General features: G+C 44.9%; 18 protein-coding genes and 1 tRNA gene. 4 read left to right on the top strand and 15 right to left on the bottom strand.

From position 1 onward, the window contains the following. Positions 1-137: 137 nt before the first annotated feature. From CXF70_RS02915 to CXF70_RS02900, 4 genes are all read right to left on the bottom strand, one after another. Entirely contained in the window at positions 138-3197 is a 3060-nt protein-coding gene (locus tag CXF70_RS02915; protein ID WP_101801470.1) for an efflux RND transporter permease subunit, read from the bottom strand. 207 nt (positions 3198-3404) lie between these two features. Next, positions 3405-4973 (bottom strand): peptide chain release factor 3, encoded by a 1569-nt coding sequence (locus tag CXF70_RS02910; protein WP_084244798.1) that lies wholly within the window; start codon positions 4971-4973, stop codon positions 3405-3407. 106 nt (positions 4974-5079) lie between these two features. Next, positions 5080-6540 carry a UDP-N-acetylmuramoyl-L-alanyl-D-glutamate--2,6-diaminopimelate ligase gene (locus tag CXF70_RS02905; protein ID WP_101801469.1) on the bottom strand — a complete coding sequence of 487 codons (1461 nt, stop codon included), beginning with the start codon at positions 6538-6540 and terminating at the stop codon, positions 5080-5082. 14 nt (positions 6541-6554) lie between these two features. Further along, positions 6555-7607 carry a M42 family metallopeptidase gene (locus tag CXF70_RS02900; RefSeq protein WP_101801468.1) on the bottom strand — a complete coding sequence of 351 codons (1053 nt, stop codon included), beginning with the start codon at positions 7605-7607 and terminating at the stop codon, positions 6555-6557. 103 nt (positions 7608-7710) lie between these two features. On the opposite strand from CXF70_RS02900, the gene CXF70_RS02895 reads away from it, so the two are divergent. Beyond that, positions 7711-9279 (top strand): ATP-binding protein, encoded by a 1569-nt coding sequence (locus CXF70_RS02895; protein WP_101801467.1) that lies wholly within the window; start codon positions 7711-7713, stop codon positions 9277-9279. A gap of 39 nt (positions 9280-9318) precedes the next feature. On the opposite strand, the gene CXF70_RS02890 is transcribed toward CXF70_RS02895, so the two are convergent. The 6 genes from CXF70_RS02890 to CXF70_RS02860 all read right to left on the bottom strand — a co-directional run bounded on the left by CXF70_RS02890 (position 9319) and on the right by CXF70_RS02860 (position 15575). Then, positions 9319-9963 (bottom strand): PepSY domain-containing protein, encoded by a 645-nt coding sequence (locus CXF70_RS02890; protein WP_101801466.1) that lies wholly within the window; start codon positions 9961-9963, stop codon positions 9319-9321. A 449-nt stretch (positions 9964-10412) separates the two neighbouring features. Then, entirely contained in the window at positions 10413-11126 is a 714-nt protein-coding gene (locus tag CXF70_RS02880) for a PepSY domain-containing protein (protein WP_101801464.1), read from the bottom strand. Continuing rightward, positions 11123-12496: a sensor histidine kinase gene (locus tag CXF70_RS02875; RefSeq protein ID WP_101801463.1), complete on the bottom strand. Its 1374-nt coding sequence runs from the start codon at positions 12494-12496 to the stop codon at positions 11123-11125. The genes CXF70_RS02880 and CXF70_RS02875 overlap by 4 nt, the downstream gene beginning before the upstream one ends. After that, on the bottom strand, positions 12480-13175 hold the full coding sequence (locus CXF70_RS02870) for a response regulator transcription factor (protein WP_101801462.1): 696 nt from the start codon (positions 13173-13175) through the stop codon (positions 12480-12482). Before CXF70_RS02870 ends, CXF70_RS02875 begins: the two co-directional genes overlap by 17 nt. Positions 13176-13237: 62 nt before the next feature. After that, positions 13238-14626, bottom strand: a complete 1389-nt coding sequence (locus CXF70_RS02865) for an aldehyde dehydrogenase (RefSeq protein ID WP_101801461.1) — start codon at positions 14624-14626, stop codon at positions 13238-13240. Positions 14627-14651: 25 nt separating this feature from the next. Beyond that, positions 14652-15575 carry a Gfo/Idh/MocA family protein gene (locus CXF70_RS02860; RefSeq protein WP_101801460.1) on the bottom strand — a complete coding sequence of 308 codons (924 nt, stop codon included), beginning with the start codon at positions 15573-15575 and terminating at the stop codon, positions 14652-14654. A gap of 122 nt (positions 15576-15697) precedes the next feature. On the opposite strand from CXF70_RS02860, the gene CXF70_RS18305 reads away from it, so the two are divergent. Beyond that, positions 15698-15835, top strand: a complete 138-nt coding sequence (locus tag CXF70_RS18305; protein WP_199172780.1) for a hypothetical protein — start codon at positions 15698-15700, stop codon at positions 15833-15835. Positions 15836-16037: 202 nt separating this feature from the next. Continuing rightward, positions 16038-16754 carry a thermonuclease family protein gene (locus CXF70_RS02855; RefSeq protein WP_101801459.1) on the top strand — a complete coding sequence of 239 codons (717 nt, stop codon included), beginning with the start codon at positions 16038-16040 and terminating at the stop codon, positions 16752-16754. 124 nt (positions 16755-16878) lie between these two features. Here the strand turns inward: CXF70_RS02855 and CXF70_RS02850 are convergent. The 5 genes from CXF70_RS02850 to CXF70_RS02830 all read right to left on the bottom strand — a co-directional run bounded on the left by CXF70_RS02850 (position 16879) and on the right by CXF70_RS02830 (position 21411). Beyond that, positions 16879-16951, bottom strand: a tRNA-Val gene (locus tag CXF70_RS02850). A gap of 127 nt (positions 16952-17078) precedes the next feature. Next, the gene (locus tag CXF70_RS02845; protein ID WP_101801458.1) at positions 17079-19112 is read right to left on the bottom strand and encodes a TRAP transporter permease; all 2034 of its coding nucleotides are present in this window, start codon (positions 19110-19112) and stop codon (positions 17079-17081) included. Beyond that, positions 19102-19626 (bottom strand): DUF1850 domain-containing protein, encoded by a 525-nt coding sequence (locus CXF70_RS02840; protein ID WP_101801457.1) that lies wholly within the window; start codon positions 19624-19626, stop codon positions 19102-19104. Before CXF70_RS02840 ends, CXF70_RS02845 begins: the two co-directional genes overlap by 11 nt. Positions 19627-19703: 77 nt before the next feature. Then, positions 19704-20696, bottom strand: a complete 993-nt coding sequence (locus tag CXF70_RS02835) for a TAXI family TRAP transporter solute-binding subunit (protein WP_101801456.1) — start codon at positions 20694-20696, stop codon at positions 19704-19706. Positions 20697-20817: 121 nt separating this feature from the next. After that, the gene (locus tag CXF70_RS02830; protein ID WP_101801455.1) at positions 20818-21411 is read right to left on the bottom strand and encodes a phosphatidylglycerophosphatase A family protein; all 594 of its coding nucleotides are present in this window, start codon (positions 21409-21411) and stop codon (positions 20818-20820) included. Positions 21412-21514: 103 nt separating this feature from the next. Here CXF70_RS02830 and CXF70_RS02825 point away from each other — a divergent pair, with 103 nt between their 5' ends. Beyond that, complete coding sequence (locus CXF70_RS02825) at positions 21515-22237, top strand: alpha/beta hydrolase (protein ID WP_101801454.1); 723 nt, start codon at positions 21515-21517, stop codon at positions 22235-22237. The last annotated feature ends 63 nt before the right edge of the window (positions 22238-22300 follow it).

Raw genomic sequence — 22300 nt, 5'->3', positions numbered from 1 at the left:
GTCAATTCCCCCTTTTCTAATTCTCTTTTATTTCATCAAGCCTCTTTTCCATCCAATGAAAGCCGTTTGCATCTTCATTTCCAATTATACTAAATATTCCAATAAAAAATACAAAAATAAAAAGCAAGCCCATTGGCTCACTTTTTATTCATCGATCTTGTTTCTTTATCGAAAAGACTGTAGACAATCGGCACCACATACAATGTAAGGAAAGTCGAACTGATCAAACCGCCGATTACTGCGATTCCCATCGGCTGGTTGATTTCTGTTCCTTCCCCTATGCCTACGGCAAGAGGGGCAAGCCCTAATATTGTCGTCAATGCCGTCATGAGAATCGGCCGCATCCGGTCACGCACGGATGTGATGATGGCATCATAGGATTCCAATCCGCTTTCTTTGCGTTTATTGATGTAATCGACTAACACAATCCCGTTATTGACGACAATCCCTACCAGAACCAGTATACCGATGACTGCGGTTATACTGATAGGTGTCTGCGTCACAAACATGGCGATTGCCACACCAATAACCATGAGCGGTACAGTGAACATGATAACAAAAGGATATTTGAACGATTCAAATTGCGCCGCCATTACCATATAAACAAGTACAACTGCCAACAGGACAGCCATTATCATATCATTGATGGCGTTATCGAACAGTTCACGGTCTCCGCCAAACGTTATCATGGTTCCATCGTCCAGATTCAGGTCTTCGAGCGCCGCGTCCACTTCATCCGACATATCACCCATTGTGACATCAGATTGATGCTGCAAAGTGAAAGATACGCTTCCTGCCTGGTCAACGCGCTGAATGCTGACCGGTCCCTGGGCAATTTCTATTTCAGCAAGGTCCTGTAATTCCACAAATGTTCCGGAAGGCGTCCGGAGACTCAACTCCTGCAGTTTTTGGTAACTGTCCCGGTCTTCTTCCTTGATTTCAACAAATACTGCGAGAACTTCTTCCTGCTCATTTATCACTTGGGTAGCCTGCACACCACGGGTGATATTATTCACAGCCTGAGCGATCTGGGCAGGTGCCATGCCATATTCAGTTGCAGTTTCACGGTCTATTGTAATTTGAATTTCATCGATTGTTTCATCGCGGTCATTCGTCAATTCAGTAACCGTCGACAAACTGCTCAATGATTCACTGATCCTTTCAACAGCTTCATCAAGTCTGACAGGATCTGTATCCGTTACAGTAAAGGATAATGTGTTGGGTGTGGATCCGGCTGCAGTCTGCAGATTGAATCCGACTTCAGCCCGTTCTCCCACTTTATCCAGAATTTGAGGCTGGACATCATCCACAAATTCGAATACAGACCGCTCACGGTCATCCAGCGGAACCAGCTTGATATAGATTTCAGCTTCATTGGATTCCGATGAACCTTGAGCCTGGCCCTGCTGGGTGGTTCCTACGAGACTGACGTAAACATCCACATCTTCTTCCGCTTCCAGTTCTTCTTCGATCATCGTCACTACTTCATCAGTCGCTGATCGGGCAGAGCCGTTTTCAAGTTCGACTGAGACGCTGACAAAACCTTCATCAGTAGCCGGCAAGAATTCGGTACCTACCTGCGAAACGCCGAATGCCCCTATTACCAGAAATACTAAAGTAATCAACAGGACAAGTATGCGGTGGCGCAATGCCCAGCGGATTGAGCGTTCAAAGTTCTTAAGCCCTTTTGATCTTCTTTTCCTGGCTTCGACATTGCCTTTCGGCTTCGTAAGCATTCTTGAAGCAAGCATTGGAACAACCGTCAATGCGACTGCTAATGAAGCAAATAAACTGAAGGAAATCGTCAGCGCAAATTCGAAGAATATTTCACCGATCAGCCCTGAAATGAAAATTACAGGAACAAAAACTGCAACCGTAGTCAATGTGGAGGCGGTAATGGCACCAGAAACTTCCTTCGCCCCATCTGAAGCCGCCTTCTTCGATGGTTTGCCCATCGCCAGATGCCGCTCGATATTTTCAATGACGACAATCGCATTATCGACCAGCATACCTATTCCCAGGGCCAATGCCCCGAGTGTCATGATATTCAAGGCAAAATCTGCGAAATACATCAACACAAAAGTAACGATGACGGAATATGGAATTGCAATACCGATAATGACCGGACTTTTCACTCCACGCAGGAAGAAAAACAGGACCAGCATTGCAAAAATGCCTCCGAAGATTAAGGTCTGTCCGATATTTCCGACGGCCAGTTTAACATAATCCCCTTGGTCAAAAAGAATATCGGCTTCAACAGCACTGAATCGTTCCTCTTCCAGGAGTTCATCCAGACGTTCTTGAAAAGCGGTTGAAACATCCGCAGTGTTTGCGCCGGATTCCTGCAAGGCCGCAAGTAAAACAGCCGGCTCCTGGTTCGCGCGCGTTTCGCTGTTGCGGTCGCGTTCGGCCAGTGAAACATCAGCCACATCCCCGATTATCAGGTTCTCGCCATCAAGCGGATCCACTGTTACAACCAGGTCTGCTATTTCTTCTGCACTTGTCAGGGTGCTGATCACCCGGGTAGTTAAATTCCGCCCATCTTCACTCTCGATCGGTTCTCCCGGCATGGAAACGTTGCTTCCCTGAATGACTTGCACAATATCGGATTGCTGCAAGCCATTTTCTTCCAATAATTCCTGGTCGAGCGAAATCAGGATATCTTCTATAAGAGTCCCTGAAATATTGACGTTTGCTACGCCTTCAGTCTGCAGCAATTCCGTTTCCAATTCCTCTGCCAGAACTCTTATATCCACATCCGATTCGGTTGCGCGCAAAGAGAGCTGCAAAATCGGAAACTGTGAGGGGTCGAATTTCAGGAATTGAGGCGTTCCCGCATCATCCGGCAGGAATGTTTGGTCGATGCGCTGAAGGATATCGCTTTGCACGTCATCAATTTCAGTGGACCAGTCAAACTCGAGAAGGATGAAATTCGATCCTTCCTGTGAAGTCGACTGGATCGATTCGATACCCGGCAAAGTTGAAAGGTTCGCCTCGAGAGGCTTTGTCACTTTTTCATTGACTTCTGTCGGACTGGCACCATTATAAGTAGTCACCACTACACCTATAGGTGGATTTAATTCTGGTATTAAAGTCACCGGAATCCGTAAAAAGGACACCGCCCCCAAAATAATGACCAAAAGCATGGTGACAGTGGTCAAAACCGGTCTCCGTATCGAAAAATCACTTAGTTTCATTGTGTCAAACCCTCTCTGTTACTTCGTTCTTTTATCATAAGAAAAACTGCCGGCCACCGCAAACTTAAACCTTTGGAATGAATTTGGATATATCAAAATTGTGAACAAAACATACTTATTTGGAATCATAAAAGAACCTGCCTTCCGGCAGGTTCTGGTGCTTCATAGGAAGCAGATTGGCAGCTCCCTGTGATGTAAATATATTTTTTATAACAAGCTGTAAAGCCTGATTCCCGGATTTTTGTCCTGGAACCAGCGTGTCGCAAATTCGTTTTCAAACAGGAAAACAAAATTATCAAACCGATCCTTCACTAACATCGAACGGCTGCTGGACATCGATTCTTTCACATCTTCTTCGTTTTCGATCCAGCGGGCGATTTTGGAACCGATCGGCTCCATCCGAACTTCCACATTGTATTCATTTTTCATGCGGTGTTCAAAAACTTCAAACTGCAATTGGCCCACTGCCCCCAGAATCACTTCTTCCATGTGCAGCGTTTTGTAGTATTGGATGGCACCTTCTTGAACCAGCTGAAGAATCCCTTTATGGAAATGCTTTTGTTTCATTACGTTTTTCGCAGTTACTTTAACGAATAATTCCGGCGTGAATTGTGGAAGGTTTTCAAATTGAAACTTCTTGCCGCTGGTGATGGTGTCACCGATCTGATAATTTCCGACATCATGCAAACCGATGATATCTCCCGCAACTGCTTCTGCCACCATTTCACGGTCATCCGCCAAAAACTGGGTTGTCTGGGACAAGCGGAATGATTTTCCTGTACGAGCCAGTGTCACATTCATCCCTTTTTCGAATTTTCCAGAAACAATGCGGACAAATGCAATACGGTCCCGGTGTGCCGGATTCATGTTTGCCTGGATTTTGAAGACAAAACCGGAAAACGGTGTGTCTACAGGATCTACAATGTCTTCTTCCTGTGTCATTCTTGGCTGCGGTGACGGTGCAAATTGAAGATAAGTCTCCAAAAATGTCTGAACGCCGAAATTTGCTAAAGCACTTCCGAAGAAGACAGGAGTCAATTCACCTTTTTTAACGCGGTCGAATGAAAATTCATTTCCTGCTTCATCAAGCAGTTGAATATCTTCCATTGCCTGGGTGTAATAAGAAGAATTTTTCATATCGTGATCGACAGCCAATTCGCCATCTTCATCGATCGGCAGGAATCTGTCGCCTTCCGAACGGAAAGGCTCGACACGCTTGTTGAACCGGTCGTAAATTCCGAGAAATTCTTTCCCCATGCCGATCGGCCAGTTCATCGCATATGACTGGATTCCCAATACTTCTTCAAGCTCTTCCATCAGTTCCAGCGGTTCTTTCCCCTGGCGATCCATTTTGTTGATGAATGTAAAAATCGGTATTCCGCGCATTTTACAAACTTTGAACAACTTGACTGTCTGTGCTTCGATCCCTTTTGCTACATCAATGATCATAACGGCGCTGTCCACCGCCATTAAAGTACGGTAGGTATCTTCACTGAAATCCTGGTGTCCAGGTGTATCAAGAATGTTGACTCGGTTGCCGTCATAATCAAATTGCATAACAGATGATGTAACGGAAATCCCCCGCTGTTTCTCGATTTCCATCCAGTCGGATGTGGCAAACTTACCACTTTTCTTCCCTTTGACTGTACCCGCGTCGCGGATGGCACCGCCGAACAGCAAAAGTTTTTCGGTTAAAGTGGTTTTCCCGGCATCCGGGTGGGAAATGATGGCGAATGTTCTTCTATTTTCAATTTCATTTTTAATTTGGGCTGACATGTTTTACGCTCCTTTAATCTACTCTCTTCATATTAGAGAAGGAAATGTGAAAAAACAAGAATTAATAATTCGTACCATAAAAAAAGAAGCCGTTGAGGGCCTCTTTTCAGCTATATTTGGTCAACGCTTCCTGTTTCGCAATTTCTTTGTCGCTATGTGGAAATTTCGTGGTCCCGATAATTTGATAATCTTCATGGCCTTTTCCGGCAAGGATTATGATATCTCCGGGTTCCGATTGCTGAATCGCATGTTTTACCGCTTCTTCACGGTCGCCGATACATGCATAATTAGGATGTGCCATTCCAATTTCCAAATCTTTCAGGATACTGTCGTATGCTTCATCCCTCGGATCATCTGTTGTCAAAACGACGTAATCCGCAACCGACGCTTTTTTGGCCATATCCGGCCTTTTCGTTTTATCCCGGTTGCCGCCAGTCCCTACAAGGAAAATGATTTTATTCTTTTTGAAGCCTGACACAGCCGCCAGTGCTTTTTCAATCGCATCAGGTGTATGTGCATAATCCACATAGACTGTTACTGGAGCATCAATCGACACTTTCTGCATCCGGCCTTCGACTGGATCGATTGCAGCCAGTGCTTCCAATATATTATCCAGCCTGAAACCTTCGGCATATAAAGCGGTTATGGCTGCCAACGCATTCGACACATTAAAATGGCCGAGCAATTTCATGGAAACCTGAAATTCTCCTTCAGGGCACGTCAGACGGAAAGATGTGCCGGATTGGTCCATTGAGATTTCATCAGCCCGGAATTGTGCCTGTTTTTCCACTCCGTAAGTGAAAATCGGATGGGAAGTCATCTTTTTGAATTGTTCAGACCAAGGATCATCCGCATTCAATACTGCCCGTTTTCTTTCACTCAGATCCTGTCCCAGTTGAGCGAACAGCAGTCCTTTGGCATGTCCATATTCTTCCATTGTTCCATGGAAATCAAGGTGGTCATGCGTGAGATTGGTGAAAATGGCAGTGTTAAATTCGACGCCTGCGAGCCTGCCAAGCACCAATCCGTGTGAGGAGACTTCCATTGTCATATGTGAACAGCCAGCCTCTTTTGCTTTCGCGATCATTTTTTGTGTCGTTAAGGCATCACTGGTCGTATTGGCGGAAGGATGCATCTCACCATTAAGATTAAAGCCGATTGTTCCGGTCAAGGCCGATTTTTCACCTAACTTCATCAGCATCGAATGAAGCATGCCGGCAACGCTCGTTTTCCCGTTCGTTCCCGTGACTCCGATCATCTGGATGTCTTTGGAAGGATACTTATAAAACTTTGAAGCCAGTTGGCCCAGCGCGCGGACTGTGTCTTCCACAATCAGCACCGCTGAACCTTCAACTTCAACCGGTTTTTCGGAAAGAATGAGTGTAGCTCCGCATTTAGTCGCTTGTTCGGCAAAATCGTGGCCGTCGACAGTATAACCTTCAATACATACGAATAGAGATCCAGGCACAGCGTCCCTTGAATCCATCGTAATGTGTTCAATTTTTTCAGGCAGCTCGCCTGAAAGCAGTTTATAAGGAATATTTTCGAGTAACTCCCTGCTATTCATGAAAATCCTCCTAATCAGGAAACCAACGGTGACATTACATAAGCATAAAGCAATGCAGCCGAGGCTTTCAGTGAATCTGTATGTGTCCGTTCATAGGAATGTGATGCTTCTATTCCCGGACCGAATAATGCGTGTTTTACATCATAACCCGCACTGATCGCCGCTGATGCGTCTGATCCATAGTATGGATAAATATCCACTTTATAATTGATATTATTCTCTTTGGCTAAGGAAACGAGATGGCGTGTCAACCCGTAATGATATGGCCCGCTGGAATCCTTAGCACAAATTGAAACGGTGTATTCATCAGAAGATTGACCATCTCCGATCGCTCCCATATCCACCGCAATATATTCTTCTGTCCGATCAGGAATATTTGAATTTCCGCCATAACCGATTTCTTCATTATTGGAAATATAGAAATGTGTTGTATAAGGCAGTTTTTCAGAAGCTTGACTCAGATGCTTCACCAATTCGAGCAATAAAGCTGTGCTGGCCTTATCATCCAAATGGCGGGATTTTATAAATCCGGAATCTGTGGCGGCAAACCTGGGGTCGAACGACACAAAATCGCCCACCTCAATACCAAGTTCCCTAACCCCATCTTCTGAAAACACTTTTTCATCAATTCGTACTTCCATATTATCTGCATTGCGCTCAGCAGTCCCGGCGTCTTTATAAACATGGACTGTCGTCTGATGAAGCAGGATGGTACCTGAAACAGTTTTCCCAGAAGTTGTATGTATCAGACAATTCTCGCCTTCAACCGCATTGAATTTAAAACCGCCGACCAGTGAAAGCTTCAAACGTCCGGATGGTTTAATTTCCTTCACCATGGCGCCAAGCGTATCCACATGTGCTGTCAGTAATCTGTGGCGTTCATCATTGTCACCTTTGACAGTGGCTATGACTCCGCCTTTATTGGTTGTAGTATAATGGACATTCCAGCTGTCCATCATTTTTTTAATCTTATCCATTATTTCCATTGTATAGCCGGAAGGACTCGGAATCGATGTCAATTCACCCAAAAGTCCAATCGTTTCTTTCGAATTCCATTGATGTGTCATGCGTGACGCCCCCTTAATAGCTTAATCATATCAAAATCAGCCGTTTTCGCACAGTCCTGACTGTAGTATTATTAATGAATCGACGTGAATCCTGAGGTGAAAGATGAAACTAACCAATTCAACCAGCCAGAAAAACTTATTATTCCTTCATATTTTCGGCTTTGCCAGTATTTTGCATATAATACTTAATATCATTTTCAGTTTCAATGCAGCCGTTTTTGCACCGATTAGCGGTCTGGTCATCTATATTACTCTGTTATTTTTAAAGGCACGGCTGTCGGAGCATTTGCTCCGCTCACTGTTATTGTACGCAATGAATATATATTTATTCATTTTGAATATCGAATCATTATCAGCTGTAACACTTGTCTATTTTGCTGTACCACTCCTGGTGGCCGCTTTATCGGACGAGCTTAGAGCCATTTCTGTTCTGAGCGCCGCCACTGTATTGGAAGTGATCGTGCTGATCTTTTTTTTCGGGCAATTGGAGAGAACGCCCAGTTTTCAATATAACCACCTTTCAATTCTCACTTTTCTGCTCATCATAATGCTGCTCACATTTTTCCATACTTTTTACTTCAGCCGCTTATGGCAGCAAATGCAGGAACGAAATAAGTCGATGGAAGAAGCGCTTATTTCCCGCGAAGGCTATCTTCAATTATTTTTCGAAACCGCCAAGGATGCAATGGCCGTTTTTGATACTGACAACCGCGTCATTGCTATTAATCCTGCATTTGAAAAATTATATGGCTGGTCAGCGGAAGAATCCTATGGAAAAAAAATCAAGCCCTATCCGCAAGAAAAAGAAGAGCTTGCAGATCTGCAGGCTCTGGAATTATTAAAAGGCAAAAGTTTCAATTTGCTCGACACGGTGGATATGAAAAAAGACGGTACCAAATTCCATACTCAAATTACTTTATCGCCTATTTTTGACAAAAAAGGAAACGTAATTGCCACATCGGTGATTTCCCGTGACATCACGTACCAGAAAGAATCCGAACAGTTAATCCTGCAAAGCGAAAAATTGAAGCTTGCAGGCGAAATTGCAGCAGGCGTTGCCCATGAAATCAGGAATCCGATGACTGTCATTTCGGGATTCGTTCAATTGATGCAGCAGGATCACAACCATCCATACAAGCAATATACCGAGCTCATCCATTCAGAACTGGAACGGATCGATTTGATCATCAGCGAATTCCTGGTCCTTGCAAAACCACAGGCCCCATCAATCAAACAAATCAGTTTGCGAAAGCTGATAGATAATATCACTTTATTGTTCAGTTCTGAATTCAATTTGAAGGGAATTGTCTATACGGAAGTTTGGAGTGATGAGCCGGATTATATCCTAAACGGTGAACAGCATTCATTGAAACAGGTTTTTATCAATCTGTTCAAGAACGCTGTAGAATCTATCGATAGGACTGGAAAAGTCCATTTAACCGTCTCTCTCACAGATGAGAAGGTATCCATCCGAATCACGGATAACGGAAGCGGCATGCCTCCAGAAAATCTTAAGAGAATTTATGAACCTTTCTATACAACTAAGGAGAATGGCACGGGACTCGGTCTTCTCATTTCACAAAAAATCATACAGGACCACGGCGGCGCTCTGAACATCACCAGTGAATCAGGTAAAGGCACTTCCGCCGAAGTGGTACTGCCGAAAAAATAAAAGGAGCCGATTGGCTCCTTTTATTTTTGGATGAAATGATTAATCGTCATCCCTTTCATCGTCATCGTCGTCATCATCGCTGTCATCTTCATCGTTCCGGTCATCCCGCTCTAATTTAAGGACTTTTCCATCGGCCGCGTTGATTTCAAGTTCGAACTCTTCATTGCCAGCCACGATTTCAATGTCGTAATGGGAGACGCCATCATCGCTGTCCAGATCCAGTTCCACAACTTGTCCCGCTCCGGCTTCCTTCAACGCAATTTCCTGAGCTTGATCAGCAGAAATCATGTTTTCTGCAGCGGCTTGTGTGCCGTTGCTGTTTACAAGGTTCACTTCACGGTCATCATCGTCATCGAGACGATCGCGATCCTGCTCCAGCACTTCGCCAGTCAACGCATCGATTTCATAATCGTATTCATATTCTGTGTCTTGGATTTCCACTTCATATTGCTGTCTTCCGTCGTCTTCATCCAACTCAGCGCGGATCACTTTCCCATCTGAAAGCTCCAGTGCAATCGATGAGGCTTCGTCAAAACCGATCAGTTTCTCTGAAACAGAGTTTTGAGTTTTCGCTGGACTGTTGTTTTCTTCTACTGATACATTTGTTGAATCAGTGTTAGCCAGAACGATTCCTCCAAACGCCAATACACCTGCAGCTGCTGGGAATAAAATAAATTTCTTCATAATTTCTTTCTCCTCCTCAATTTGTTATACCTTTATCATATCCGCTGCTTCTGAGCGTATCCTTAAGGCAAGATGAGAATTTGATGAGAAGTCCATGAAGATTTTCTAATTGTCGGAGGCCCGCACGATGCGGGTCAGCTAACCGTTGCGACAGGCTGTCGCGTTCTTAGGTTAGCAACTGCAATTGGCCGTTTCCGCTTTTCGGTGTCCAGACTCCAACGGCCAACTCCTCGAGTCGTAAGCCACTTTGGCTGCGCGGCTGAAAAGATGCCGCTTCGCCAAATCGTCTTACGCTTGTCGGAGCTGAGCGGCCGTTTACGCTTTTCGGTGTCCAGACTCCGGCGACCCAGCTCTTCGGGTCATAAGCCAGATCAGCTGCGTAGCTAAAGCCACTACGCTGATCTGTCTTATGCCTTTCAGAGCTTAACAGGTGCCGTCGCTTTTCGATATCAATCATCCCATTCCACAGATAGCGTCTCTCCCCGGATGGCATGGATCTGGATGGTGGCTTCCTGTTCCGTTTCCTCGTTTTCAATTTCTACCATGTAATAACCGCCGTCCTGTGTTTGGGTAAATTCCACTTCCTGCACTTCGCCTTCCAATGTTTCCTTGGCAATTGCTTCCGCCTCGGCACTGGTGATGATACGTTCAGGTTCCGGTGGAATTTCAGCTTCCGGCTGTTCCGAGTCCGACTGAGGAATTTCCTCATTAGCAATTTTACGGATTTCGCCGGTTTCCGCTGACAAGGAAATAATGGAAACTTCCTTTTCGCCCATGATTGTTACTGCAAACTCATTTTGTCCTTTTGAATAATTGATTTCTTCAATTTCACCCTGCACTTCCCCAAGCGCTATTTCTTCCGCCTGTTCTACAGTCAATGCTTTTGATGGGCCTGTCTTTTCAATCAGCTCAACTGCAGTCACCCTGCCGGATTCACGGTCAACTTGCGCGCTGTATAATCCTTCATCTGTCTGAAACTCGACCGAAAAGTCATTTCCGTTAAGTTCAGCCGCATTTACTGATCCCCCATACAATTGGGTGACTTTTGCCGCGGCTTCAGTTTCATTCAGCATTTTAACATCATCCGCAGAATTGAGCAGGAAGAAAACAATGGCGCTCCCTAAAATGATACACGCTGCTAAGATTGGAATCCATTTTTTCATGATGATCCCTCCTCCTTCAATTGTACTTCGGCAACATTAAAATTTGATGAGAATATGACAGAAACTGTGGTTCCCAAGTCTTCAATGCTTTCGATTTCCAATCGAAGATCCAGCAATTCGGCCAAATGTGCAGCCAGCGACAACCCTAGGCCAACCCCTCCTGTCTCTCTTGTCCGGGCTTTGTCGACCCGGTAGAAACGGTCAAAAACATACGGCAAAGAATCTTTCGGTATGCCATATCCATAATCTTTGATTTGAATTATAGTGGTCCCTTCCGCTTTCACAATCACTTCAATGCGGTCCGAACTGTATTTGCGGGCATTATCAAGAAGAATATAGAGCAATTGTTTGAGCTTTACCGCATCAGTCAGTACGATCAACGGTTCCTTCTCGACTTCCAGCAGGAAATCCCGTTCATATGATTGGTTAAAAGCCGAAATCGTCTCATTCAAAAACGAGCCCAGCTCCACTTTTTTGATTTCAGGCGCAGTCTGATTTCTGCGGGCAATCAGCAACAGCTGTTCAATCATCTCTTTCATTCTGTCAGTCTCTGCGCGGATGGCTGCAATACTTTCTTTTGCTACGGCTTCGTCATCCAATCCCTGCCGTTCCAATAGCCTCGCATAGCTGCCGATAATGGTCAGTGGCGTCTTTAATTCGTGGGAAGCGTTGGATACGAACTCTTCCTGTTTCGAGTAATTCTCTTCCAATAAAGCCATCATGTCATTGAAGGTGAGTCCCATCTGTTTCAATTCATCATTGGATTGTTCAGCGACCGGCAGCTTCTGAAAATTACCGCTTCGCTGAATGCTTCTCATTGTATTGGTCAACGCGGCAATCGGCTTGGTAACAATGCCGGCGAGCACCGCTCCTGAAATAATCACCGGAATCATCGCAAGCAGGACAGCTGCAGCCAATACTAAACGCAAATTCTCCAGATTGCCTGAAACTTCGCTCAGCGATTTTGCTATCAAAAGATCTGCTATTGTTCCGTCAGACCAGATAACCGGAGCTGTCGTGAAGGCAAAACGTTCCCCTTCAACCACCATCGTGCCGGACTCTTCTTCAATTTCACCAGGAAAGTGAGTCGTTACGTTCGGGGATTGCACCGATTTTAAGGTCCGGCCATCCTGATCAGTGACTTTGATCAATCCTGATACTGGCAGATATGCGCGTAAAATTTCATCAGGATCGACGGTTGCATTAGCGTTGAAAGTGCTCAGCAGCGCTTCGCTCACAGAATCAAGTTCATCGACTTCTGTCGAATAAGCGAGCGAACTGAATGCGTAGTAAATAACTGCGGTGAGTATGGTTAAAATCACCAGCATCAGCAATGTCGAATAAAGATGGATTCTATTTCGCAGTTTCATTTGGCTGCTCCTTTAGCACATAACCGACTCCCCGCACAGTCTGGATGTAGGTCGAGTTCTCTCCGGCATCCACTTTTTTCCGCAAATAGCGGATGTAGACGTCGATTACATTGGTATCACCGTAATAATCATATCCCCATACGGCATTCAGCACCTGTTCGCGGGTCAGCACCTGTTTCGGATGTTTTATCAGAAACAACAATAAATCGAACTCCCGTGGAGTCAATTCAATATCCCGGCCATTCCTGCTGACTGCCCGGGATATTTCATCCATTTCAAGCTCATTGAATCGATGGATTTCCGAATTTCCATTGCCGTTAGTGCGGAGATTGGCTCGGATCCTTGCAAGCAATTCTTCAATTTCAAACGGTTTTGTGACGTAATCGTTTGCACCCAGATCAAGTCCAGCAACTTTATCTTTCACTTCATTTTTTGCAGTCAACAGAATCACCGGCAAGTTTTCATCCGCCGATCTAATTCTTTTCAGCACATCCAGGCCATGGATTTCTGGGAGCATCAAATCCAGCAGCACAAGATTCCAGTCCTGCTCCCTGAATTTGATCAGCCCCTCAGAACCCGAATGCGCCACGCCGGTTTCATAGCCTTCGAATTTCAATTCCAGCTCCAATACCCTGGCGATGTTCTTTTCATCTTCTATTATTAAAATGCGGTCGGCCATTCGAATCACCTCTTGAACTTATATTATCAGTTCCCAAAAGAAAAAAGCGACCCGCAGGCCGCTTATTTCAGTACTCCTCTGATATACTTCGCTTTATTTTTATAGGGCGGGAACAAAACATTGGTCGAAATTTTCGTCGATTTTTTCAATATCGATTTCGCGTGGGTAAAATTCTCGAAACTTGTTTTGCCGTGGTAGGAATTCATGCCTGATGGCCCGACGCCGCCAAACGGCAAGTACGCACTTCCTACGTGAGAAACGGTATCATTGATACAGCCGCCTCCGAAAGGCAATTCTTCCAGGAAGAAATTGATGGCACGCTCATTTTCCGAGAACATATAAGCTGACAGCGGCTTCGGCAACTGGCGGATTTGTCTCAATAGCAGCGGCAGGTCCTGGTAAGTGATGATCGGCAAAATCGGCCCAAAGATTTCATCTTCCATGGCTGGGCTGTTCCAACTGATATTATCCAAAACGGTCGGTTCGATATAACGGTTGGCCCGATCTGTTTTACCACCATAAATAATATTGCCGGATTCCGCTTCGATCAATTCAGCAAGTCTGTCAAAATGTGATGTGGAAACGATTCGTCCGTAATCCGGACTCGCTTGAGCATTTTTGCCATAAAAACCGCTGATGGCTTTCGTCAACTTCTTGATGAACTCATCTTTCACGGATTCATGGACACAGACATAGTCAGGCGCCACACAGGTTTGACCCGTATTCATCAATTTACCCCAAGCAATCCGTTTGGCGGCTAAATCGATGTCCGCAGTCTGGTCGACGATTGCCGGACTTTTGCCGCCAAGTTCCAGTGTAATCGGCGTCAACCTCTCTGAAGCTGCCTTCATGACGACTTTTCCGACTTTGACACTTCCCGTGAAGAAAATATAATCAAATGAAGCATGGATTAAATTAGTGACTTCTTCACGTTCCCCTTCCACAACCCGTACATAATAAGACGGAAATGCTTCTTCGAGAACGATCCGGATCGCGCGCGCCACATGCGGCGTTGTTTCCGACGGTTTAACGATTGAACAGTTACCGCCGATAATCGAACCGATCAAGGGCTCCATCACCAATTGGAAGGGATAATTGAAAGGTCCGATAATCAGAACGGAACCGTATGGCTCACGGATTACAAAACTTTTTGAAGGCTGAAGGTGAAGTGGTGTCTTCACTTTTTCAGGTTCCATCCATTCATCGAGATTTTTCTGCATATAGCCGATACTGTCGAGCACGAATCCGATTTCTGTCGCATAAGCTTCGAATTCGCCTTTTCCTAAATCATGCTCCAATGCTTGTGTAATAATTTCTTCATTAGCCAGAATGGCCTGTTTCAAATTTTCCAATTGAGCTTTCCGGAAATCCGCTGAGCGGGTTGCGCCTGTATAAAAGAAATTGCGTTGCTCCCCAATCATGCGTTCCACGTCATTAGCCGTAAAATTCATGTAAGTTCCTCCTCTTAAAGTTTTACTATTCAGCTGTGAGCTGATCAATATAACGCTGTATAACCAAGCCTTCTTCGAACGGAACAAGTGCAGTAGACATCGCTTTCATTTCTTCAAATAAACCGGTCACTTTTTCGAACCCGGTTAATTGTATACGTTCCCGCCCTTTTTCAGCCAAATAAAGCTGAGACCAATTTTCCAGGGTCAGAACGCCTTTGGTGCCATAGATTTTAAATTGAAGAAGTTCTTCTTGGCCAACGCCGCTTAGACCTGTTAACAACAAGGGTGTGCTGCCGTTCACCAGTCCATATGCAATCAACCCTGTTTCGCAAAGATCAGGCTGATCAGGGTAATTGACATGGTGTTCCGCAAAGGCAATGTCGCCAAAAATACGATGGATCAACTGCAGGTAATGAGGGAATACTTCCCTGATAAAACCGCCCTCAAGCCTGGAGCCGATCCATGGAGTCTGCTGCCATGCCCTCGGCCACTCAGGAAAGAAAGTCTGAAGTTCGATTCTGATGATTTCACCGATACTGCCATTTTTCGAGCGTTTGGCCATCTCGTGCACCGCGGGACTGTACATCAACGGGAAATGCATCGCAGAACGGACACGATTTTCTGTTATTGCCGCCACCATCTGTTCTCCGGCTTCCGCGTTATGCGCAAGCGGTTTTTCACTGAGAACATTCAATCCCGCATCGGCTGCCTGTTTAGCGATTGCTGCATGCGAAGCCGGCGGGGTTCCAATATAAACCCAATCCGCTTTCGAATAAAAAATTTCGTCAAGGCTGGCAGCCAAAGGCACATCATACATTTGTTTCAAAGTTTGAAGACGTTCGGAATTTTCATCGAACACGCCTATGATTTCAACTCCGTTTTCCTGCTGGATTTGCTTAATGATCCTCTCGCCAACTATACCGGCGCCGATAATTCCAATCGAAATCATGAAATCCCTCTCTCTAAGGCCAAAAGGCTTATTTTCGTTTCCTCTGTTTATTAGTGTAACCTTTAAGGGTATGGAATAGTCAAACAATTAAACCAGTAATCTTCTAAAGGAGGAAGTTAACGATGAATGAAAACACAAATTGGTGGGAACCTGTATTCAGCGGTGAATTGGAAATCGGCTTAAATAAGGAAAAACTTGAAAATGTCGATGAGGAAGCTTTTCTTTACTATGGGCAGCATAACCAGGAAATGGAGTCGTAAATATAATTGTCAGTGTCTAACGCATCCCGTCACAAGCCTACATAAAAACGCCTTTTTCAATATTCAATTGAGAAAGGCGTTTTGCTTTGGCCAATGTAAGATGCTTCCTCCCTATAATGATTACATAAAGGAAAGATGTTCTTTTGATTGAAAGCCTTGCCGGTTCAAAATATAATGAGTTAACGAAAGAGGCGATGCCAATATGAAAAAACTGATTGTTTTGCTGTCCATTCTGGTAATGGCCGGCTGCGGGCTGACCGATTCCATCGATACTGGTGGAAGCAGCAGCCGGATGCCTGTTGAAGTCGTTTCCGTTATTGACGGTGACACTATCCGGATAATGTATGAAGGAAAAGAAACCACGGTGCGTTATTTACTTATTGATACACCTGAAACCAATCACCCCCGGTTAGGTGAACAGCCTCTTGGCACAGAAGCGACTCAAGAAAACCGCCGGCTGATCGAATCAGGGGAGGTCAGCATTGAATTCGATGTGGGTGACCGCCTGGATGATTATGGCCGTCTGCTCGCTTATTTGTATGTCGACGGCGAAAGTGTCCAGCAACAGCTTCTCGAAACTGGCCATGCCCGTGTAGCTTATGTATTCCCGCCGAATACACGCTATCTTGAAGAATTTAAAGAAGCTGAACAAATGGCTAAAGAACAGGAAATTGGCATCTGGGAATATGAAAATTATGCAACGGATCGTGGCTTTGACAGCGATGCAGTTTTCGAAAACGAGAAAACGGATACTGGACAGGATGCACGGGAATGTGAAATAAAAGGGAATATTAATAGTAAAGGCGCTAAAATCTATCATATGCCTGGCAGTTCCTCTTATGAACAGACAAATCCTGAAGAATGGTTCTGTTCAGAACAGGAAGCCATCGACAGTGGATTCCGCGGCAGTGGACAATAAATGCATGAAGTTTCAATACAGCAAAAACTATTTTTAGATAATAAAATAAAAAGCCGCCACCCGAAGGTGACGGCTTTTTCAAGCAGATTCTGTTCCTAAAACCTGCTGCGGGTTTGGCACCCAATGATTCCTACTGGGCTCGAACCAGCGACCTCTACCCTGTCAAGGTAGCGCTCTCCCAGCTGAGCTAAGGAATCGCAATTTCAAGGACATTTTTAATTATATCGCCATCTCATAAAATGTCAATACTCTAGCGATAAATCTTATTAGCAAAGTGAAACCCCCCGTAAGGCTCTGTTCATTCAGAGCTTTACGGGGGTTAGTTTATGCTTCAGTTGTTTTTGGTTCTTTTTTATCGCGTGCAAGCCATTGGATAGCGAACATGATAACAAAAATGACTGCTCCGATTGTGTCTGATAATCCTTCCGGATAAATCAAAGCGAGACCTGTTGCAAATATAATGATCCGTTCAAACCAATATAGTTTGCGGTACCAGTATCCGATCAAGCCAGCACCGATAGCGATCATGCCAGTGATGGCGGTGATAAGCACCCATATCAGTTCCGGCCAGGTCGTATCGATCATCAACAGGGATGGAGACAGAACGAACATATATGGAATGATGAACGCGGCAATTGCCAGCTTGGCTGCCACAAATCCCGTCCGGATCGGTTCTCCCCCTGATATGCCGGATGCGGCAAATGCCGCTAATGCTACCGGTGGGGTGATGTCGGCGATAATGCCGAAATAGAATACGAACAAGTGGGCAGATAAAGCTACCACTAATGGTGTCGTTGCGCCTTCCGGATATTCAAGCATCAGCAATGTGATGATTGCCGGAGCTGCAATTGTGGATGTAATAACATAGTTGGCCGTGGTCGGTGAACCCATCCCCAGTACAATTGCGGCAAGCATCGTGAAGAATAACGTCAACAGGACGTTACCGCCTGAAGCTGAAACAAGACCATTGGCAAGACTTAATCCGAGGCCAGTCTTAACAACAACCCCGACAATAATACCAGCCGCCGCCGTAGCAGCTGCTACAGCCAGCGCCGTCCGGGCCCCATCGACCAGGGCATGTATCATATCTTTGAAATTCAAACGTGTCTCTTTATCAAAAGCACTGACGACAATTGTTAAAACAATACCCCATAATGCAGCTTGCATTGTCGGAATACCGATCAACAGGAAAATGATGATGGCAAAGATCGGTGTCAGCAAATAGATTTTCTTCAAAACTTCTTTGCGATCCGGCATCTCTTCTTTTGATAAGCCTTTCAAGCCGATTCGTTTCGCTTCGAAATGGGTCATGATCCAGACACCAGTGAAATAAAGAAGCGCGGGAATCGCTGCCGCTTTGGCAATTTCCCAATATGTTACGCCTCCGATAAACTCAACCATCAGGAAGGCTGCAGCCCCCATAATCGGCGGCATCAATTGTCCGCCTGTCGAAGCTGCCGCTTCAACCCCGCCTGCAAATTCCTTTTTATACCCCAATTTTTTCATCATGGGAATTGTATAAGAACCGGAAGTTACAACGTTGGCTACGGAGCTTCCTGAAATCGTCCCTTGCAAAGCACTGGAGAAGATGGCCACTTTTGCGGGTCCACCGGTTAAATTACCGGCAAAAGATACAGCCAGGTCATTGAAGTACTGGCCTACTCCTGTTTTGACCAGGAATGAGCCGAATAGCAGGAACGTGAATATGAATGTAGCGGAAACACCGATCGGCGTTCCAAGAATTCCATCTGTCGTATAGAACATCAATTGGATCAAGGACTCCAGGTCCTGGCCTCTGTGCCGCAGGAATCCAGGGAAATAAGGACCGAAAAAGGCATATGTCAGGAATAACCCCGAAATAATAGTAATTGGCATACCTACGGCTCTTCGTGTAGCCTCAAGCACCAGCAGGACAGCCAGGACCCCAACGATGAAATCGAGTTCCGTAACCCGTCCGATACGGAATACCAAGTCTTCATACATGATCGGCCAATATGCACCGACTCCAAGGGACAATAAGGCAAGAACGTAATCATACCACGAAACTTTATGGCGGACCCCTTTGCGTTTCCGTGCAGGAAACAGGATGAAGATCAAGGAAAGCGCGAATCCTAAGTGGACTGAACGCTGGATATAAGCTGTGTATTGGCCGAAAATCGCCGTATATAACTGAAACAGCGCAAAAGCCAATAGCCCGTAGAAGACAACATGTTTCATAATGCCTGATAAATCACGTGTATTGGATTCAGGGTCGTATTTCTGCAGAATTTCTTTCTGTTTTTCTTCTGAAATATATGTATCATCTTCAGGCGGCAATTTTTGCTCTTCTCTTTCTTCCGGCGGTAATTTATTGGTCATCAATATTCACTCCTTTTAATTGCTGGAAAAATGACAGCCGCTGAATACGGAACGTATACGTCTTTCCTCTGACGAGTGTCTTTTTCAAATCATACTCTTTTCCTTTTTTGATCAAAGACAGGCCAGCATCGACATCACCGATCAGGATACTGAATTCCGGTAACCGCCTGTCCATATTTTTGATGAAATACTTACCGTCTTTTTCGACAAATACTTCCCCTTCTCCTGCATTGGAAGGCATTCCAATATTAAAATCTTCATATTCCAGCTCAGTCAATTTCATCGTGTTATCCGGAAGGGCTATGAAAGTTTCAATTACATCTGATAAATGGATGGAATGTGTATATTTTATCTGAAAACGGGGCTGAGTCAATAGCGAATAGGCCGTGAGTTTATCTGTTTCGTTATTGATGAACACTATGCTTCTTTTTAGTGGGATGAATAAGAAAGCGGAGCTGATTAAGATGAGGACTATCAGAATCAGAAGAAAACGCTGCTTGTTATTTACTCGCATAATTCATTCTCCTCCGTTGTTCAAAACAAATAACGACGATAAAGCTTTCGCTTTATCGTCAATTATTCAACAAATTCTTATTGATTTACTTCATCAAAGTACTTCTGTGCACCTGGATGGATATCGATTCCGATTCCATCAAGAGCCGTTTCAGATTTGATGAATTCAGCTTTTGCGTGCTGGATTTTATCTGTGTTTTCATAGATCGCTTTTGTGATGTTATAAACCGTATCTTCCGATAAGTCGTTTTGTGCCACCAACATAGCCAAAACCGATACAGTCGGCACTTCTTCCGTCAAACCGTAGACACCTGATGGTACAGTATCATGTGCATAGTACGGATATTTTTCAATCAGTTCGTTCGCTTTGTCTTCAGCAACCGGTACGATCACTACATCAGCAGTTGCGCTTAAGCTTTCAACAGCTCCAGTAGGTGTACCTGCTGTGATGAACGCAGCGTCGATCTGGCCCGATTGAAGGCTTTCCTGGGATTCACCGAAGTCAAGGTTCTGAGCATCGATATCATCCATTGTCATGCCGTGGATTTCGAGTAATTGCTCAGCATTGATGTAAGTACCTGATCCAGGTGCCCCGACTGAAACCGATTTCCCTGCCAAATCTTCAAATGAAGCAATTCCTGAGTCAGCAGTTGTTACCAACTGGATTGTTTCAGGATACAAAGCGCCGATTGCAGAAACTGAATCAATCACTTCGCCGTCGAACATATTCGTACCTTCAGAAGCATAGAAAGCTGTATCCGTTTGAACGAATGCAATTTCCCCTGTGCCGTCTTTAAGTGAAGTCATGTTGGCTGCAGATGCCTGTGAAACTTCGGCAGTCGTGTCAATGCCTGTTTCGTCTTCGATGATCTGAGCCATTGCTCCGCCAAGCGGATAGTAAGTTCCCGTTGTTCCGCCAGTTAGGATACTGATGAATTCAGGATCTGATGAACCGCCGCTTTCTCCGCCGTTTTCCGTATCCGTGTCTGCAGAATCATCTCCACAGCCAGCAAGGAATACAGATCCAGCCAAAGCGATTCCCGCGAATAAACCAAATTTCTTGTTTACCATAATTTGACCTCCCCTTAATAATTTTTATATGTTCCTATCATCATAATACCATGACTTTATATCCAAATGTCAATGAAATTAAGATTGCGCAACCGCTTTCATCCCTTAGCCTTTAGAGCCATTATGTCTCTGCGCCATCCACATGCATCTCCGGAGCAGTTTCATCCGGTGAAATATCTTTGAAATCTTTGCCTTTTTCCTCGAGGTCGCGCTGTCTGTGTGCAATTCTGGCACTGGCACAGCCTGCAATACTTGAGACGAGATCATCCAGGAACGTGTGGACTTGCCCACCCGCTTTTGTATCCAGCTCGCGTATGACGCCGATTTTATTGCGGTCGAGATGCCCGAATGTTGTGACTGCTATACTGCCATATGTCAATACCGCACCAAGGCCGATCATTTCATCCACGCCGAACAGCCCTTCATCCGAATCGACGATCTGCTGTAACGGGCGGGACAGCTTTCTTTGCTCAGCAAGCTCATCCATTTCAATGCCGACAAGAAGCGCGTGCTGTATTTCCCTTTTCAGCAGGACACTTTCTACAGATTCAATGCAATGCGACAATTGAAGCCCTTCGTTGAAAGGTTCCTGCATTTCAAATACGATTTTAGCAATTTCTTCAATTGAGACTCCCCGTCTTTCCAGCGCTTCATGTGCCGCTTTCGTCACTTCGTCAGAATGTACACGGAATTTACCGCCATCCAATCCTTCCATATCAAAAACCCCACTCTCTGTATTTGCTGCTTGCTCCCCCATTATACCTTGCAGTCCGAATATGATACAATTTTTATACAAAACCCATCAAGGAGGCTTCTTCATGAATACAGGAAAAGTTGAAGACATCACTATCTACAGTGAGGAATTGAAGGAAGACATGCAGTTGCTGGTATATCTCCCTTATAATTATTCACCTTTATACAAATACAGCCTGGTCATCGCATCAGACGGCAAAGATTATTTCCAGTTGGGCAGAGTGCCCCGTGTCGTGGATGAGTTATTGGAAAAACGTGAAATTGAAAACATCATTTTTGTGGGTATTCCTTATAAGAGCGTCGATGACCGCAATAAAAAATATGAGCCTTCCGGAGAACAGCATGCCGCTTATTTAAGGTTTTTGGCGCATGAACTCGTGCCTTTCCTGGATGAAAAGTATCCGACTTACCAGGTGGGGATGGGCCGGACGTTGATCGGTGATTCCCTTGCGGCCACCGTCAGTATGATGGCCGCATTGAAATATCCGAATATTTTCGGGCGTGTAATCCTTCAATCCCCTAAAGTCGGCCCGGAACTGATGGACACGGTGTCCAACTTCAATTCTGCCCACGCCTTCACCGTCTATCATGTAATCGGCAAGGGCGAAACCGAAGTGAAATTAACCAACGGCGAGACAGCCGATTTCCTAAAACCTAACCAGGAGCTGCATCAATTATTGAAAGAAAAGTCTTTCCCTCTTTTTTATGATGAATTCGACGGAGAGCATACCTGGAAATACTGGCAGCCGGATCTTAAGCGGGCCTTGATCCAAAACTTCGGTGTATAACATGGATTCGCAATTTATAAGATTCTTTTGTTATACTGTAATAAGATAAGATCTTTAACCTAC

Origin of the sequence: Planomicrobium sp. MB-3u-38, from assembly GCF_002836425.1 — a bacterium.
In the GTDB taxonomy this organism is placed as follows: Bacteria; Bacillota; Bacilli; order Bacillales_A; family Planococcaceae; genus Planococcus; species Planococcus okeanokoites.
Note: the sequence above shows the minus strand (reverse complement) of the source record. Positions and strands in the feature narration are given on the sequence as shown.

Bases quoted from the DNA above. Each gene is read 5' to 3' on its own strand.
- CXF70_RS02895 (WP_101801467.1), top strand. From the start codon at position 7,711: ATGAAACTAACCAATTCAACCAGCCAGAAAAACTTATTATTCCTTCAT.
- CXF70_RS02875 (WP_101801463.1), bottom strand. From the start codon at position 12,496: ATGAAACTGCGAAATAGAATCCATCTTTATTCGACATTGCTGATGCTG.
- CXF70_RS02865 (WP_101801461.1), bottom strand. From the start codon at position 14,626: ATGAATTTTACGGCTAATGACGTGGAACGCATGATTGGGGAGCAACGC.
- CXF70_RS02880 (WP_101801464.1), bottom strand. From the start codon at position 11,126: ATGAAAAAATGGATTCCAATCTTAGCAGCGTGTATCATTTTAGGGAGC.
- CXF70_RS02900 (WP_101801468.1), bottom strand. From the start codon at position 7,607: ATGACACATCAATGGAATTCGAAAGAAACGATTGGACTTTTGGGTGAA.
- CXF70_RS02870 (WP_101801462.1), bottom strand. From the start codon at position 13,175: ATGGCCGACCGCATTTTAATAATAGAAGATGAAAAGAACATCGCCAGG.
- CXF70_RS02910 (WP_084244798.1), bottom strand. From the start codon at position 4,973: ATGTCAGCCCAAATTAAAAATGAAATTGAAAATAGAAGAACATTCGCC.
- CXF70_RS02830 (WP_101801455.1), bottom strand. From the start codon at position 21,411: ATGGAAGGATTGGATGGCGGTAAATTCCGTGTACATTCTGACGAAGTG.
- CXF70_RS02860 (WP_101801460.1), bottom strand. From the start codon at position 15,575: ATGATTTCGATTGGAATTATCGGCGCCGGTATAGTTGGCGAGAGGATC.
- CXF70_RS02890 (WP_101801466.1), bottom strand. From the start codon at position 9,963: ATGAAGAAATTTATTTTATTCCCAGCAGCTGCAGGTGTATTGGCGTTT.
- CXF70_RS02855 (WP_101801459.1), top strand. From the start codon at position 16,038: ATGAAAAAACTGATTGTTTTGCTGTCCATTCTGGTAATGGCCGGCTGC.
- CXF70_RS02825 (WP_101801454.1), top strand. From the start codon at position 21,515: ATGAATACAGGAAAAGTTGAAGACATCACTATCTACAGTGAGGAATTG.
- CXF70_RS02840 (WP_101801457.1), bottom strand. From the start codon at position 19,626: ATGCGAGTAAATAACAAGCAGCGTTTTCTTCTGATTCTGATAGTCCTC.
- CXF70_RS02905 (WP_101801469.1), bottom strand. From the start codon at position 6,540: ATGAATAGCAGGGAGTTACTCGAAAATATTCCTTATAAACTGCTTTCA.
- CXF70_RS02915 (WP_101801470.1), bottom strand. From the start codon at position 3,197: ATGAAACTAAGTGATTTTTCGATACGGAGACCGGTTTTGACCACTGTC.
- CXF70_RS18305 (WP_199172780.1), top strand. From the start codon at position 15,698: ATGAATGAAAACACAAATTGGTGGGAACCTGTATTCAGCGGTGAATTG.
- CXF70_RS02845 (WP_101801458.1), bottom strand. From the start codon at position 19,112: ATGACCAATAAATTACCGCCGGAAGAAAGAGAAGAGCAAAAATTGCCG.
- CXF70_RS02835 (WP_101801456.1), bottom strand. From the start codon at position 20,696: ATGGTAAACAAGAAATTTGGTTTATTCGCGGGAATCGCTTTGGCTGGA.